Source organism: Megasphaera cerevisiae DSM 20462 (assembly GCF_001045675.1).
GTDB lineage: Bacteria > Bacillota > Negativicutes > Veillonellales > Megasphaeraceae > Megasphaera > Megasphaera cerevisiae.
On the sequence record NZ_LEKT01000010.1, the window covers coordinates 20,665 to 35,402 of the forward strand.

The following is a 14,738-nucleotide window of genomic DNA, read 5'->3' on the forward strand; positions in this document are numbered from 1 at the left end:
GCGCACTGCTGCGTCTGGTACCGTTTTGCATTTTAATATTCAGGAGGGATATTTTTTTTTGTGTGAGGCATGGAGAGAGCATCCCCCGGATAGGAATGATATTTCACGGGTGGAGCGGTAAATCCGCGGCCGACGACCTCTGAGGCGTCACTGATGATCATAAAAGCCATAGGGTCCAGCTTGTTGACCAATTCCTTTACCTTGGCAACTTCCGTCAATTTAATAACGGCGTAAATGACTTGTTTATCCTGCATGGTATAAGCTCCCTGACCATGCAGGTACGTAGCGCCATGCCCTACATATCGCATAAGAATGTGAGCGATAGGCTCTGCCCTGTTGGAAATAATAATGACTGATTTTCGCTGTTTTAAACCGATGACGACCTTATTAGTAATAAACGTTCCAATATAGGTGCCTACAAAGGTAAGAACGGCTAATTCCAGTGAAAATAGATATGCGGCAGCTACGAGAATGATAGTATTAATGCCCATAACAACGTTGCCCATTTCCAAGGAATAGTACTTTTTGATAATCGCCCCCACAACGTCTAAGCCGCCGCTATTAACATTATATCGATAGAGAAGCCCGAAACCAAGACCGGACATAAGGCCGCCGGCAACACTGGAAATGATCGGGTCCTTGATAATTGTCCATGTAGTCATAAAAGAAGTGACGTCGACCAGTACGGAAAATATGACCGTCCCCATAAGGCTGATGAAGGTGTATTTGCGGCCCATATATTTGTAACAGGCGATCATGATCGGTATATTCAAAATAAAAACGGCCGCGCCGACAGGAATGCCGGTGGTGAAGTAAAGCATGATGGCAATGCCGCCGATGCCGCTGCTGAGCAAATGATGAGGAATAAAAAAAGCATTGATGCCGATTGCTGAGACGAGATTACCGATAAAAGATGCAATGTACGGTGTTGCCAGCTTTTTACGAGATGGTTTTTCTGTTGGATTCATGATCTCTGCTCCTATTGGTATACAGAAATAATTGTAAAATAAATAAAAAAACGTTATAATCAATATTATGGTAAAATGATTTAACTGTGCATTTCTTGCATGTGCACTGAGGACGGATTGAGCGAGTCAAATATTTTCTTCGCTGCTTCCTCATTATAACATAGGAAAATTTTAATTCAATATAAATTGCACATTTGGCAACCGGAGTGGAAAAACGGCAATGATAGAAGAAATAGGGTATGGCAAGATTAATTTAGCTTTACAGATTACAGGCCGGCGGGCAGACGGATATCATGATATTGATACAGTATTTCAATCTGTTGGGTTATGTGATGTTGTCCGCGTGGAAGAGGCAAATGATCTGGAAATTACGTGTTCTGAGAAGAGCCTGGCTTGTGATGAGTCTAATTTAGCATATAAAGCTTATGCGGCTTTGCGGGCACGGGCGGTAAATGTGAAAAAAAAATTTGTAAAAATTCATATTGAAAAGCGGATCCCTATTGCCGCCGGCTTGGCAGGGGGAAGTACGGATTGTGCAGCCGTACTGCGGGGACTGAACAGGCTATGGGGACTGGGCCTTTCGGTCAGTGAACTGTGTCGTATTGGCCGGCATATTGGTGCAGACGTGCCGTTTTGTATTACTGGCGGAACTGCGCGGGGAATGGGAATTGGAGATGTCCTCAAACCACTGCCGTCCCTTCCTGAATGGCTGGTCATTATTGTACATCCCCATGCTTCTGTATATACTAAAGAGGCATATGCTTTGTTTGATTCGCAGCGCTGCCGGGAACACGTTGATGTCGATGGGGTGGAGCAGGCCGTGCGGACGCAGTATTTCACAGAACTGGTCCGCGGTATGGGAAATACCTTTGAGGAATTGATCGTAGCTGATGTACCGCTTATTCAGGAATGCCGCATGTTGCTGCAAAAATATGGTCTGAAGCCGCTTATGGCTGGCAGCGGACCGACGACTTTTGCGCTTGTTCCGCCGCATATGGATGGAGAGAGAGTATTCCGTCAGATTACTGCGGAGGCCCGTCATATGGATACGTATATAAGTACACTTGTCAGGGGTGATGACAATCACAATGAAAACGAATAGACAGCATAAGCTGGAACCAATTAAACTGGACGCATATAAACCCTTGCGGGAGGTCGTCAGCGAGGCGTTGCGTCAGGCCATTAAGGACGGCGTACTGAAGCCGGGAGAACGGCTGATGGAGATTCAACTGGCGGAAGAACTGGGAGTCAGCCGTACGCCGATCCGTGAGGCTATCCGCAAATTGGAACTGGAAGGCTTTATTGTCATGGTGCCGCGTCGCGGAACGTATGTAGCTGATATTTCTTTAAAAGATATCGCGCAGGTTTTTGAAATCCGCAGTGCGTTGGAGGAGTTAGCGGCAGGGCTTGCTGCTGAACGGATTACACCGGATGAATTGGAATATTTGGAACGGATACTGGTTGAAATCAATGAATATATGGAAAATGATGATTTTGATAAAATTGTCGATGCCGATGTTCGTTTTCATGATGCGCTGTATCATGCCAGCCGCAATCAGCGCTTGGTCGATATTCTGCATAACCTGAGGGAACAGATGCTGCGGTTTCGTTCTATTTCCATGCACTATCCGGGACGTCTGGCGGCAACCTGGGAGGAACATCGGCAGATGGTGGAAAATATTGCCGATCATAACAGTGCCATGGCACGCAAGGTAGCTAAAAAACATATGGAAAACTCGGAAAAAACCTTGCTGAAGGGGATTAGTAAGGATGAAGAATCAGCACGCCGGATACATGAATTATTTCCACATAAGAGAACGGACAGTTAAACGAGTAAAGAAGGGATAGTATGAATGTGGTGACGCATTTTATTGCCGATTTTCGCCATCGAGCCAAGCAGATGGATGATTTTGAAAACTTCCTGTTTGTTTTAACGTATATTTTATTTATGATCTTGTTTATACGATCGCTTGTGGCATTGTATATGGGCCGATGGAATTTGTTTTAGATAGTCAGGCCGGCTGAGATGGTATGGAGAGGGGTATGGGATGAAAACATTTTCGCTTCCCTGCGGAAAAGGGATACAACGGGTACACATACAAGAAGAGCATGTCTTATATGACCTGCACGGCAATGCCGCAGCCGCCGTGACCGATGAAGGGGAAGCGGTGCGGCAGGCGCTGCGGCATCCGGTAGGCAGTGCTCCGCTGCGTGAGGTTATCCGGCCGACCGATACGGTGGCAATTATTGTCAGTGATATTACCCGTTTGGTCCATACGGCACAGATGTTGCCTGTTATTGTAGAAGAACTCAATGGCATCGGCGTGGCGGATGCCCAGATTACAGTCATTACCGCGCAGGGAACACACAGGGCGCATACGCCATCAGAGGATGCTGTCGTATGCGGACCGGATATGGCACGGCGCCTACGCATCGTCAATCATGACAGCCGCAGCAATACGCTCGCCTTCGCGGGGACAACAAGCTATGGAAATGACGTATATCTTAATGCGGAAGCCGTAAAAGCGGATAAAGTGATTTTGACGGGTGCGGTTTCATTTCATCCAATGGCGGGGTTTGGCGGCGGCCGCAAAGCGGTGCTGCCCGGTATTGCCGGATATGAAACGATTATGCGTAATCATGCCCTGGCGCTTACGGACTTCGTCGGCGGGGGCTGTAATCCGCAGTGTGAAACGAGCCTTCTCGAGGATAATCCGCTCCATGGGGATATGAAGGAAGCGGCAGCTTTGCTGCAACCGGTGTTTCTCATCAATACGGTATTTACGGCCGATGGTGATTTGTATGAGGTTGTTGGCGGACATTGGTATGATGCATGGAAAAAAGGATGCGAGGATTTGCTGCGCATTGCCAGTGTGCCGATTCAGGAGGCGGCAGACGTCACAATTGGATCAGCTGGCGGCTATCCTAAGGATATGAATCTATATCAGAGTACCAAGGCGCATATGAATGCTGTATTTGCCACCAAACCCGGCGGCCTGATGATTTTTACTCTGGATTGTCCGGATATTAAAGAGCCGGCTATTTTTACAGATTGGTTTTTTCGCAGTGATATGGCCTCTTTTGAGGCGGATTTGCGTGCCGATTTTTCTATTCCGGCTTTTGTGGCGTTTAAAACACGATGCATTATCCAGTCCATGAAACACGTGTATATCGTTACGCGGCCGGAAAATTTTGATATTATCCGTCAAAGCGGTCAAATTCCGGCAGCTACACTTCAGGAAGCGTGGGATATGGCGAAACAGGTGCTTGAACAGGAAGGCAGAATACATTATAAAGTTACGATCATGAGTCATGCTGCGGCTACATTTCCTGTTTTAAAATAAAAGAATATATAATATGAACACCGATAAAACGTATAACCATAGGTTATACGTTTTACTTTTTGTATAAATAAAATGCATATCATAAAATGATAAAACCATATATATAATTTTGAAATAAAACAAGACAAACCGCCATACTTGTACTATAATAAGCTGTATCAACAAAAGATGTTGCAACTAGAGAAACAAGCGTTGCATATAATATAGAAAAGGGGATTGAAACAATGAACACATACAATCCGGTGACTGATGAAGTCGTAACCGCATTGAAGAATATTGTAGGAGAAAAATATGTCAAAACCGATGCTGCTACGCTGGATGTGTATAAAGCAGATGAAAGTCTGGCACCTTCTTTTTGGAGAACGCCGGAGGTTGTCGTATCGGCAGGCAGCACAGAGGAAGTATCGCAGATTATGAAGGTGGCTAATACGTATCGGGTACCGGTGACACCGCGCAGTGCCGGTACAAGTGTCAGCTGCGGCGCTGTTCCTGCATTTCATGGCATTGTGCTTTTGATGGAGAGAATGAATCATATTTTAGAATTTAATGAAGATGGTATGTATATGAGCGTGGAAGCGGGAGTACGGACTATCGACATTCAAAATATGGCGCATTCTAAAAATCTTATGTATGCCGGTGATCCCTGCAGTGCCGACAGCTGTCTCATTGGAGGCAATTTGGCTACCAATGCGGGGGGCAATAAGGCTGTCCGTTATGGTACTACGCGTCATCAGGTATATTCCATAGAAGTGGTATTGCCGGATGGAAAAGTGACTACATTGGGGGCAACGCTGAAGAAATGTTCAACCGGATTTTGCCTGGATCAGCTTATTATTGGCTCGGAGGGAACCTTGGGTATTATCACGAAGGCAGTGCTGAAGCTCGTTCCGCTTTGCCCGTATAAGCTTGACGTACTGGCGGTATTTACGGATTTGAGCAAAGCTACCGCGCTGGTTCCCAAGCTTATTAAAGCAGGATTGAATCCGACTTCTGTTGAATTTATGGATAATAATTTTGTACGCAGTGCCAGTGATTACAGTGAATTGAGGCTGCCTCACTATGAGGATGGCTGCTATGACATTATTTCTATTGAAACATTTAATGAAGATGAATTGGATGATAAAATGGAAAAATTGGCAGCAATCTGTGAAGCGTGCGGTGCTACGGATGTCGTCGAAGCTGATGATCGAGTATGGAAGGTTCGCCGCAACTGTTTGGAAAGTACGCGAATTTTTTCCAAGGTTGCAACGTCAGAGGATTTAGTCGTGCCAGTGACAAAGATTGCCGATTGCATTCAAACATTGGTTGATGAAAGTAAAAAATATGATTTTCGGGTATTCTGTCTTGCTCACGCCGGAGATGGAAACCTGCATTTTCAGATCTTGAAATGTGATATGAGTGATAGTGCATGGGAAAAACAACTGAAAGAATTCCGTGCTGTGGCCTATCGCTATGTGTATGATCTCGGCGGGCGTCTTTCCGGTGAACACGGTATCGGATTGAAACGCTTGGATTACATGGAGCAATATACAGATCCTGTTGAATTGGATTTGATGAAAACAATAAAACATGCCGTAGATCCTAATTGGATATTAAACCCCGGCAAGGTTATCAGTGCCTGCTGACAGGAGCTGATAGCAGCGGTGCCGTCTTTTTAAAAGATAATATAGTCTTCTCTGAGTAAACAAAATTTGAATAAATTTGTTTACTCAGTTTTTTTTTTGCTTTTTATTCAGTGAAATAAAGAAAATGTGGTGTGTACATGCATGCGGATATATGCACATCCCAGTCATGCGGAGGATCAGTGACAGAAAGTAAAAAAATGTACGCCCAATGTAGACAACTATTAATTTTTTTATAAAAACAAGATGGTAAATATAAAAAAAGAAATAATGAGATTGACAAATGTTAAACTTTGTAATACTATTAAGAACATAGATAAAACGTTTTATCGGACATAATATATTTATAATAACTAGTTATTTTCTTGTTTTTTGTGCAATTAGTAATAGTGTATTCAAGGATAATTGATAAAACATTTTATCAAATCTCATACGAGGAGTGTGTCATCATGAAAAAATTAGGAAAATTAACGATTTTTCTTATTCCGGTTGGAATTGCTGTCAATATTGTGGGTGGGCAAATTGCTATTTTACTAAAACTGCCTATCTGGCTGGATGCTATCGGTACTATTTTAATCGCTGCTATCTGCGGTTTAGTTCCGGGTCTTATCGTTGCCGGTATTACACAATTGATTAATGCCATATCACTGCCGACTATTTTACCATATATGATTGTCGGATTTGCTATGGCTGTTGTTTCTGCCGTATTTTCCAAAAGAGGCTTTTTCGATACCTTTAAAATGTCACTGCTGCTGGGACTCATTGTGGCAGTCGTTACTACGGCTATTGCGGTTCCCATGGACGTCATTATTTTCGGGGGGGTTTGTAGGAACCGGCAATAGTGTAATTGCTGCCGGACTGATGGCGATGGGACTTTCTGTGCCGCTGGCTGTTACTATCAGCTCGTTTACCTTTGGGTTGATTGATAAAGTACTTAGTGTTTTAGTGTGCTACTTTATTATTAAAAGCATGCCGACACACTTCCTGGCAAAGCTGCCGATGAGTGAAGCTTTGTTAAAACGTAAGTAAGCAGATAAACAAAGAGCAGAATTACTAATGAAGAACAGGGCGGCTTTACGGCATATTGGATTTGGTAATTCTGCGTTTTGAGAAAAGCGGGTGAGAAAATTGGATTGGACGTTTGCCAGAGAATATCTGAAGCCCCGACACAAGGGCAATTTTATTTTAGATATGAATCCGGTCAGCAAAGCTAATATACTATTAGCTGCGGCCCTGTCGGCATTTTTTATCTTTAATTATTATTACGCATTTGCGCTTTCACTGGGATTTATCGGCATTGCTGCGGCAGCCAAGCGTTTTAAGCCTTTTATTTCCATATACTGGAAAATTGCGGTATGTTTTGCGTCGCTGTTGTTTTTGGTACGCGCGGCCTTTACGAACGGGACCGAGGTCTTTTTTCAACTGGGAGGTATCCACGTGACGCCGGAAGGGATTCATTTGGGCTTGATATCGGCGGCATTAGTTATGGAATTCAGCGGTGCTTTTATCTTGTTTATTCAGATAACAGAAATGGAAGAATTGGTATATATGCTGGAAAAAAAGGGCATGTCTCATACTTTTTCATATATTATTTTATCGGCATTTCAGACTATTACCGATTTGAGTCAATCAGCTAAGACGATTATGGATTCACAGCGCTGCCGGGGCATTGAAACAGAAGGCGGTATCAGGAAACGTGCGCAGGCATTTATTCCGGTTTTAGGTCCTTTGGTTTTGGGGGCAATTGCCAATGCGGAGGAAAAAAGCATTGCCATGGATGCCCGGGCTTTTTCAGCGCCCAATGAGCATTCCAGCTTATTGATATTGCGTGCTGTACCGTTGCGGGAACGAATTCTTGTCGGGGTCTTTGATGCGGTTTTTCTTTTGCTTGTGATCGGGAGGGTCATTACATGGATACAATAGAGCTGAAGCATGTACGGTATGCATACCCTTTGACGCAGAAACCCGTATTAGACGATATTTCCGTTACCTTTGAAAAGGGTACGTTTTATGGTGTTATCGGGGAAAACGGCAGCGGCAAGACTACTTTGTGCAATTTACTGCGAGGCTTGATTCCTAATTTTTATAAAGGAGAATTATCGGGCGATGTTCTTTTTGACGGGGTGCATCTGCAGGATCTGGATGTGGATCAATTGTCTGTAAGCATAGGATATGTATTCCAGAACCCGTTTACCCAGATTAGCGGCGTCAAGAAAACTGTTTTCGAAGAAGTGGCTTTAGGACTCGAAAATCTGGGAGTTTCGCCACAGGAAATAATCGAACGGGTAATTCGTGTATTGGAATTGTTGGAAATAACACATTTGGCACAAAAAAATCCGACGGAGCTATCTGGCGGACAGCGGCAGAGAGTCGCTTTTGCATCTATTATCGTTATGGATCCGGATATTCTGGTTATTGATGAACCAACTTCCCAGCTTGACCCGGCAGGATCAATGAAAGTATTTTCTATCATTGATCAATTGAAAAAGCAAAATAAAACAATTATATTGGTTGAACATAAAATGAATATGATTGCTGCCTATTGTGATATTGTTCTTGTAATGAGGGACGGCAAAATCGTCAAAAACGGAACAGCTCAGGCAGTATTATCTGATGCGGCGTTAGCGGAGGCCGGGGTACAACCTCCTGAAGCGGCCTTGCTGGCATATGATTTAAAGGCCGCAGGCATCCCGTTGGAGGACATTCCCATTACGGCTGGAGAATGCTGCAGACTAATCAGGAAAAGGTGGGAAAGGTAGATGGCTGGCATAGAATTCAAGAATGTTTCGTTTTCATATCCTAATGGATTTACGGCTAATGAACAAATAAGTTTTTCTATTCGGCCGGGAGAACGCGTTGCTATTATCGGGCAGAACGGGGCGGGAAAAACAACGGCTGCCAAAATGATGAATGGATTATATAAACCTACACTGGGAACTGTATTGGTGGATCACATGAATACAAAAGATAAAACGACGGCTCAAATTGCCAGGCTGGTAGGATATGTATTTCAAAATCCGGACGAACAGATTTTTAATACGACCGTAACTAGTGAAATTGAATATATGCCTCGGTATTTTCATTTAAATAGCGAGGAAATCAAGTCCAGAACGCAGGCAGTACTGGCCTTGACAGAACTGGAAGACTGCAAGGATATGAATCCTTTTGATATTTCATATTCAATCCGCAAGTTTGTTACTATTGCGGCGGTATTGGCGACGAAGCCGCGGTATACAGTATGGGATGAACCCACGGCAGGACAAGATTATAAACGCATAGGCATACTGAAAAAAATATTGAACGTGCTGCAGGCGGAGGGAGTCGCTGTCATTGTCATTACCCATGATATGGATTTTGTGGCGGAAACATTTGACAGGATCATTGTTATGGCCAACAAGCATGTGATTGCTGATGGAACCCCTGACGCTGTTTTTCGTCAGGATCATATTGTCCGGGAAGCCTCTATCAGCCAGCCTCAGATCGGAGATATATCAAGGCGCTTACAATTGGATGAACCTATTATATTTCGTAAGGATATGGTCGAGTTTTTAAAAAACAGGAGCTGATGGATATGAAGAATATACTATCTGAAACACTGGAAAAAAATAAACGGAAATATATTGAGCACTTAGTCAAGCTGATTCAATGCGATACACAGGATCTGGGGCACGGTATTGAAGGTGGATTGGAAAAGAATGGGCAGTCCTATTTGGAAACGGTATTTCATACAATGGGGGCTGAAAAGGTAGTACAGGATCCACTGACGGAAGATGTCATTTTACAGTGCCGGCATCAGTATCATGAAGGGAATCTGAATCATAATTATGAAGGCCGATATAATGTATATGCCGAATTTTCCGGCACAGGCGATAAAAGTATTCTTTTTAACGGCCATGTCGATACTATGCCGGCAGGTAATCCGGAAAATTGGATATACGATCCTTTTGCCGGTATTATCGACGACCATAAAATATACGGCGTCGGTGCTTGTGATATGAAAGCCGGACTGATGGCCGCCATTATGGCAGTTGAACTTATTCGGGATGCCGGTATTTCTTTGCCGGGAACGGTTCGGATTGCATCGGTTTGTGATGAGGAAGGAGGCGGCAACGGTTCACTAGTTGCGGCAGTGCACGGGCAGAAGGCAGATGCGGTTGTAGTTTGTGAACCCACAAATTATGAGCTGATTGCGGCGCATATGGGCTGGGTTTTCTTTAAAATAGAAGTATCTGGCATAGCCGTACATTCAGGGTTAAAAATAAAGGGTGTCAATGCGATTGATAAGACGGTCAAGATTATGGAAGCTCTGCGGGAGCTCGAACATCGCTGGCTGCTGACTTATAAGCATCCTCTGCTGCCGCCGCCGTCCGGTAACGTTGGTGTCATTTCCGGTGGTGAAGCCGGCTCGACGGTTCCAGATTACTGCTGCATACAATTGTGTGTCCACTATCAGCCGGGCATGACGTATGAACAAGTTGTACAAGAATATACCGATGCCATTCGCTTGTGCTGTGAAGGCGATGCTTGGCTTCATGGACATGCGCCCTCTGTTAGTGTATATCAATCAGGAAATCCTTTTGAAATGGATTTATCTCATCCCTTTGTCGGGGTTTTTGAGAAGTCTTTTCAAGAGGCCGTGGGATTGCCGCTGAACATTGTGGGATCTCCGGCAGGATGTGATTCGAGAACCTGGCATAACATTGCCCACTGCCCGACGCTCCAATATGGACCTGGACGGCTGGAACAATGTCATGCTGTAAATGAATACGTAGAGATAGAACAATATTTGAATGCCATAAAAATCTATGCGAATTTAATTTTACATTGGTGCAGATAGAGGAGAATATATGAATACAAAGCAGACAAAAAAGAAAATCTTATTCGGCGGCGAATCATGGACGAGTTTTACAACTCATGTTAAAGGATTTGACACATTTACGACGAGTGTATATGAAGAAGGAATTACATATATTGCCCAGGCTATAGAAAAGGCCGGCTATGAACTGGTATATATTCCGGGACAACATGTGGCAGAACAATTTCCGCGTACCGTGGAAGAGTTTTCGGAATATGCCTGTGTGGTATTATCAGACATAGGTTCCAATACGTTGCTGTTGTCCGATGACACCTTTAAACGAGGATTGCAAACGCCGAACCGGTGCCAGTCTATTGCTTCTTATGTTGAACAAGGCGGCGCTTTCCTGATGATAGGCGGTTATTTGTCATTTTCCGGCATTGATCATAAAGCTCGATTTGGGCAGACTGCCATCGGAGATATTCTGCCAGTCGGCTGTCTTTCAGGAGATGATCGGGAAGAACATCCGGAGGGTATTGTGCCGCAAGTACGGGAAAAGCATCCGGCGCTTAACGGACTGCCGGCAGAGTGGCCACATTTTTTAGGATATAATAAGGTGGTTCCTAAAGAAACAAGTGAAATACCAGTTATGATCAATGGCGATCCGCTGTTGGCCTTCGGACATTTCGGTAAAGGGAAGACCGCTGTGTTTACTTCAGACTGCGCGCCGCATTGGGGCCCACAGGCTTTCCTTTCCTGGGCAGGGTATAATACGTTGTGGAAAAATATTTTTGAGTATATTATGGGTTGATATTGCTATATGAGGAGTGTAAACGATGGATAGGCTGAACACAGAAGAGGCTGTTTTCCTTTTAAAAATGCTGGTAGAAACGAATACGTCCAATCCTCCCGGAAATGAAAAGCTGCTGGCAGATAAAATTTCTGGATATTTATCCGGAACTCGTGCAGTGGTACGGTCTGTGCCCTGTGGATCAGGACGAGCCAGTATACTTGCAAAAATACAAGGTACAGGAGAAAGAAAACCATTGATTTTATGCGGGCATATGGATACAGTACCCTTCGGGAAAACGGCGCGCTGGCATTTTCCGCCGGATCTGCTTACGGAAGATGGCGGCAGGTATTATGGACGGGGGACAAGTGATATGAAAAGCGGCCTGGCCGCTTTGCTGTATGCATTTAAAAAAGCCGCCGCGCATCCGCAGATGCCGCTTGGAGATATATATTTAGCAGCCACTGCCGATGAAGAATCACAGGGGCTGGGAGCGCAGTCCCTGATGGGGCGGCTGCCGCTGCAAAACGGAATTATGCTTATTGCCGAGCCGACGGCCAATGGTATCGGCATTTGTTCTAAAGGTACGGTGTGGGCTCATTTTATGATCAAGGGTAAGACGGCGCACGGAGCGTATCCGGAACAAGGAATTGATGCGATCCACGCTGCTGTTGAACTGCATCAAACGCTGACAGGCTTTTGCCAAACCTATACGGATCCCCTGCTGGGGCCGTCGACCTGCACTATGACGGAAATCAGCGGCGGAGTGAAAACCAATATGGTAGCAGATTGTTGTGAAACAGTTATGGATATCAGGACAACGCCCAATCTGGAGAATACCGTATTGATTGAAAAAATTCATGCGGCTTGCCGGGAGATTATGGCTCAATATGACGGACTGGATATTCAAATCAATATATCCAATAACCGGGAACCCGTAGCCGTAGATCCTATGCAGGAACCGGTGGAACAAGTGGCTGCTATTATAAAAACACAGACGGGAAATCAGCCTGCATATAAAGGTATCCGCTTTTTTTCGGATGCCTCCGTGTTTGCCGGAAATTGTACACAGCTGACGTGCATGCTGTTCGGTCCGGGTCGGGAAGAAAATGCGCATATTGTTGATGAATACGTAGATAAGGATGCATATTTTACTTCTATAGTATGCTATAATGAATTATTACATACGTATTTTAGTTAAAGGAATGGCTCATTATGCGCACAACTATTAAAGATATTGCAAAGGCCACGGGTCTATCTATTACGACGGTATCGCTGGTACTGAATGAAAAGCCGCACCGCATTTCCAGAGAGACTTGTAAACTCATTGAGGAAACCGCAAAAAGACTGGACTATCATCCTAATAAATTTGCGGTGGGACTTATAAAAAAAGTGACCAATACGATCGGACTGATTATTCCAGATATCAGCAATGTGTTTTTCTCGGAAATTACAAAAGGCATAGAAGACATCTTACACAAGGATGGGTATAATTTGATTCTGTGCAATTCGAATGATCGTCACCGTTTGGAAGTAGCTGCTATTAATATGTTGAATACGCAGACGGTAGACGGATTGATTATGGTCATGTCCTCGGAAACCTACGGGGACAAGGAAGCAGAAAGTATTTCCAGTCTGAAAAAAATGGATACCCATACGGTGCTGGTAGATTGTTTTAATGAAACCGGCGGTTTTAGTACCGTATGTATTGATAACTTTAAAGCATCCTACATGGCTATTGAATATTTACTGACGCTGGGCCATCATCAGATTGCCTGCATTTCAGGCCCACTAGGATTGAAAACGAATAATGACCGGCTGCAAGGCTATACGGCGGCGTTGAAAAAATACGGAATTGCTTATGATTCAGGACTGATTTATGAAGGGGACTTTCATTACCAGAGTGGATATGATGCAGTGCCGGTTTTGCTGCCCAAGAAACCCAGCGCCATTTTATGTTTAAATGATATGATGGCTTATGGGGCTATGAAGGCGTTGAAAGAGCAGGGAATCATTGTGCCACAGGAGATTTCCGTTATGGGATTTGATGATATTTTCTTTTCCCAAATTACGGAAGTGCCGCTGACCACGATTCGGCAGCCTGCCTATCAAATGGGGGCCAAGGCAGCAGAACTACTGCTGCAGGAAATTGCCGGGCATATACCGGCTCAGCATGTCGTTTTTGAACCGGCAATTAAAATACGAAAAAGCACACGTAAAATAATGCTGTAAAGAGAAAAGAGGAAATGTAATGATAGCCGTTATTGGAGCTAATAATATAGATTTGATCTCTTATATAAAACGTATGCCTGCAGCCGGAGAAACGATTGAGATGAAGCAATTTTCAATTGGGTATGGCGGCAAGGGAGCCAATCAGGCTGCCGCCGCAGCCCGGATGGGGGCGGCCGTGCTGATGGTCACTGCCGTAGGCCGTGACCTATTTGGCAGGCAGGTATTGGATAATTTTAAAAAATATCATATAGATACTACCTATGTTAAGCAGGTGGAGCATGTACCTAACGGCAATGCCGTTATTCTGGTGGATGATTCTTCACAAAACCGTATTTTGATTCATAAGGGCGCCAATGCTTTTCTGGGGCCGGATGATATCGATAAGGCAGCTTCAGCACTGGCCGCATGTTCGCTTATCGTACTGCAATTGGAATCAGATCTTGCTGCTATATATAAGGCTGTTGATTTTGCCTGGGACCATCATATTCCTGTTATTATGAATCCGGCCCCGGCCGTGACGGGATTGGATATGAACAGGGTAAAAAAATGTGAATTTTTTATACCTAATGAAACAGAATTAGCGTCGCTGACCGGTATGCCTGTGCAAACACCGGAGGAGGCGGAAAAAGCGGCTGCCAGCGTGCTGCGGCAGGGTGTGAAGCAGGTTATTGTTACGTTGGGAAGCCAGGGATCGTTGTGGATGCGGGACAACAAGCGTGTGTTCGTTCCGGCTTATCCAGTCCGGGCGGTAGACAGCACCGGTGCTGGTGATGCATATATCGGCTGTTTTGCTGCCGTATATGAAAAAAGCAGGGATGTGGAACGAGCGCTGCAGTATGCAAATGCTTTTTCTGCGCTCAGCGTGCAGAAATATGGGACGCAGACATCCTATCCGTCTATGACCGAGCTAAAACGTTTTTTTCATCAGGGCGAGTAAGCATAACAGGGTCAGAATAAAATATTGAGTACACCATAACTGGGATAGAA

16 protein-coding genes are annotated in these 14,738 nt (G+C 44.5%); 15 read left to right on the forward strand and 1 reads right to left on the reverse strand.

The annotated features are described in order from the left end of the window. Window positions 1–32 precede the first annotated feature (32 nt). Window positions 33–968 carry a YitT family protein gene (locus AB840_RS04615; protein WP_048513668.1) on the reverse strand — a complete coding sequence of 312 codons (936 nt, stop codon included), beginning with the start codon at window positions 966–968 and terminating at the stop codon, window positions 33–35. Between the two features lie 220 nt (window positions 969–1,188). Here AB840_RS04615 and ispE point away from each other — a divergent pair, with 220 nt between their 5' ends. The 15 genes from ispE to rbsK all read left to right on the forward strand — a co-directional run bounded on the left by ispE (window position 1,189) and on the right by rbsK (window position 14,688). Further along, a complete protein-coding gene (gene ispE, locus AB840_RS04620; protein ID WP_048513669.1) occupies window positions 1,189–2,070 on the forward strand; it encodes a 4-(cytidine 5'-diphospho)-2-C-methyl-D-erythritol kinase in 882 nt (293 codons plus the stop codon). Further along, window positions 2,057–2,797, forward strand: coding sequence for a GntR family transcriptional regulator (locus AB840_RS04625; protein ID WP_048513670.1), 741 nt, complete (start codon window positions 2,057–2,059; stop codon window positions 2,795–2,797). The genes ispE and AB840_RS04625 overlap by 14 nt, the downstream gene beginning before the upstream one ends. Window positions 2,798–2,817: 20 nt before the next feature. After that, window positions 2,818–2,976 carry a hypothetical protein gene (locus AB840_RS17050; RefSeq protein ID WP_159445799.1) on the forward strand — a complete coding sequence of 53 codons (159 nt, stop codon included), beginning with the start codon at window positions 2,818–2,820 and terminating at the stop codon, window positions 2,974–2,976. 40 nt (window positions 2,977–3,016) lie between these two features. Further along, entirely contained in the window at window positions 3,017–4,312 is a 1,296-nt protein-coding gene (gene larAH10 / locus AB840_RS04630; protein WP_048513671.1) for an NPN-dependent 2-hydroxyacid racemase, LarAH10 family, read from the forward strand. A gap of 224 nt (window positions 4,313–4,536) precedes the next feature. Continuing rightward, on the forward strand, window positions 4,537–5,937 hold the full coding sequence (locus AB840_RS04635) for an FAD-binding oxidoreductase (protein ID WP_048513672.1): 1,401 nt from the start codon (window positions 4,537–4,539) through the stop codon (window positions 5,935–5,937). A gap of 446 nt (window positions 5,938–6,383) precedes the next feature. Then, the gene (locus tag AB840_RS04640; RefSeq protein ID WP_200809934.1) at window positions 6,384–6,776 is read left to right on the forward strand and encodes a hypothetical protein; all 393 of its coding nucleotides are present in this window, start codon (window positions 6,384–6,386) and stop codon (window positions 6,774–6,776) included. A gap of 19 nt (window positions 6,777–6,795) precedes the next feature. After that, window positions 6,796–6,963 (forward strand): hypothetical protein, encoded by a 168-nt coding sequence (locus AB840_RS17525; protein ID WP_201775874.1) that lies wholly within the window; start codon window positions 6,796–6,798, stop codon window positions 6,961–6,963. A gap of 99 nt (window positions 6,964–7,062) precedes the next feature. Then, window positions 7,063–7,857, forward strand: coding sequence for an energy-coupling factor transporter transmembrane component T (locus AB840_RS04645; protein ID WP_200809936.1), 795 nt, complete (start codon window positions 7,063–7,065; stop codon window positions 7,855–7,857). Continuing rightward, on the forward strand, window positions 7,845–8,693 hold the full coding sequence (locus tag AB840_RS04650; protein ID WP_048513674.1) for an energy-coupling factor ABC transporter ATP-binding protein: 849 nt from the start codon (window positions 7,845–7,847) through the stop codon (window positions 8,691–8,693). The genes AB840_RS04645 and AB840_RS04650 overlap by 13 nt, the downstream gene beginning before the upstream one ends. Continuing rightward, window positions 8,694–9,500 carry an energy-coupling factor ABC transporter ATP-binding protein gene (locus AB840_RS04655; protein WP_048513675.1) on the forward strand — a complete coding sequence of 269 codons (807 nt, stop codon included), beginning with the start codon at window positions 8,694–8,696 and terminating at the stop codon, window positions 9,498–9,500. A 5-nt stretch (window positions 9,501–9,505) separates the two neighbouring features. Further along, complete coding sequence (locus AB840_RS04660; protein WP_048513676.1) at window positions 9,506–10,771, forward strand: M20 family metallopeptidase; 1,266 nt, start codon at window positions 9,506–9,508, stop codon at window positions 10,769–10,771. A gap of 10 nt (window positions 10,772–10,781) precedes the next feature. Then, window positions 10,782–11,540 (forward strand): glutamine amidotransferase, encoded by a 759-nt coding sequence (locus tag AB840_RS04665; RefSeq protein ID WP_048513677.1) that lies wholly within the window; start codon window positions 10,782–10,784, stop codon window positions 11,538–11,540. A 25-nt stretch (window positions 11,541–11,565) separates the two neighbouring features. Next, the gene (locus AB840_RS04670; RefSeq protein ID WP_048513678.1) at window positions 11,566–12,720 is read left to right on the forward strand and encodes a M20 family metallopeptidase; all 1,155 of its coding nucleotides are present in this window, start codon (window positions 11,566–11,568) and stop codon (window positions 12,718–12,720) included. Window positions 12,721–12,734: 14 nt separating this feature from the next. Further along, on the forward strand, window positions 12,735–13,751 hold the full coding sequence (locus AB840_RS04675; protein WP_048513679.1) for a LacI family DNA-binding transcriptional regulator: 1,017 nt from the start codon (window positions 12,735–12,737) through the stop codon (window positions 13,749–13,751). A 19-nt stretch (window positions 13,752–13,770) separates the two neighbouring features. Further along, a complete protein-coding gene (gene rbsK, locus AB840_RS04680; protein ID WP_048513680.1) occupies window positions 13,771–14,688 on the forward strand; it encodes a ribokinase in 918 nt (305 codons plus the stop codon). Window positions 14,689–14,738 lie beyond the last annotated feature (50 nt).

Coding starts and splice junctions, on each gene's coding strand:
- AB840_RS04615 (WP_048513668.1), bottom strand. CDS start 968: ATGAATCCAACAGAAAAACCATCTCGTAAAAAGCTGGCAACACCGTAC.
- ispE (WP_048513669.1), top strand. CDS start 1,189: ATGATAGAAGAAATAGGGTATGGCAAGATTAATTTAGCTTTACAGATT.
- AB840_RS04625 (WP_048513670.1), top strand. CDS start 2,057: ATGAAAACGAATAGACAGCATAAGCTGGAACCAATTAAACTGGACGCA.
- AB840_RS17050 (WP_159445799.1), top strand. CDS start 2,818: ATGAATGTGGTGACGCATTTTATTGCCGATTTTCGCCATCGAGCCAAG.
- larAH10 (WP_048513671.1), top strand. CDS start 3,017: ATGAAAACATTTTCGCTTCCCTGCGGAAAAGGGATACAACGGGTACAC.
- AB840_RS04635 (WP_048513672.1), top strand. CDS start 4,537: ATGAACACATACAATCCGGTGACTGATGAAGTCGTAACCGCATTGAAG.
- AB840_RS04640 (WP_200809934.1), top strand. CDS start 6,384: ATGAAAAAATTAGGAAAATTAACGATTTTTCTTATTCCGGTTGGAATT.
- AB840_RS17525 (WP_201775874.1), top strand. CDS start 6,796: ATGGCGATGGGACTTTCTGTGCCGCTGGCTGTTACTATCAGCTCGTTT.
- AB840_RS04650 (WP_048513674.1), top strand. CDS start 7,845: ATGGATACAATAGAGCTGAAGCATGTACGGTATGCATACCCTTTGACG.
- AB840_RS04655 (WP_048513675.1), top strand. CDS start 8,694: ATGGCTGGCATAGAATTCAAGAATGTTTCGTTTTCATATCCTAATGGA.
- AB840_RS04660 (WP_048513676.1), top strand. CDS start 9,506: ATGAAGAATATACTATCTGAAACACTGGAAAAAAATAAACGGAAATAT.
- AB840_RS04665 (WP_048513677.1), top strand. CDS start 10,782: ATGAATACAAAGCAGACAAAAAAGAAAATCTTATTCGGCGGCGAATCA.
- AB840_RS04670 (WP_048513678.1), top strand. CDS start 11,566: ATGGATAGGCTGAACACAGAAGAGGCTGTTTTCCTTTTAAAAATGCTG.
- AB840_RS04675 (WP_048513679.1), top strand. CDS start 12,735: ATGCGCACAACTATTAAAGATATTGCAAAGGCCACGGGTCTATCTATT.
- rbsK (WP_048513680.1), top strand. CDS start 13,771: ATGATAGCCGTTATTGGAGCTAATAATATAGATTTGATCTCTTATATA.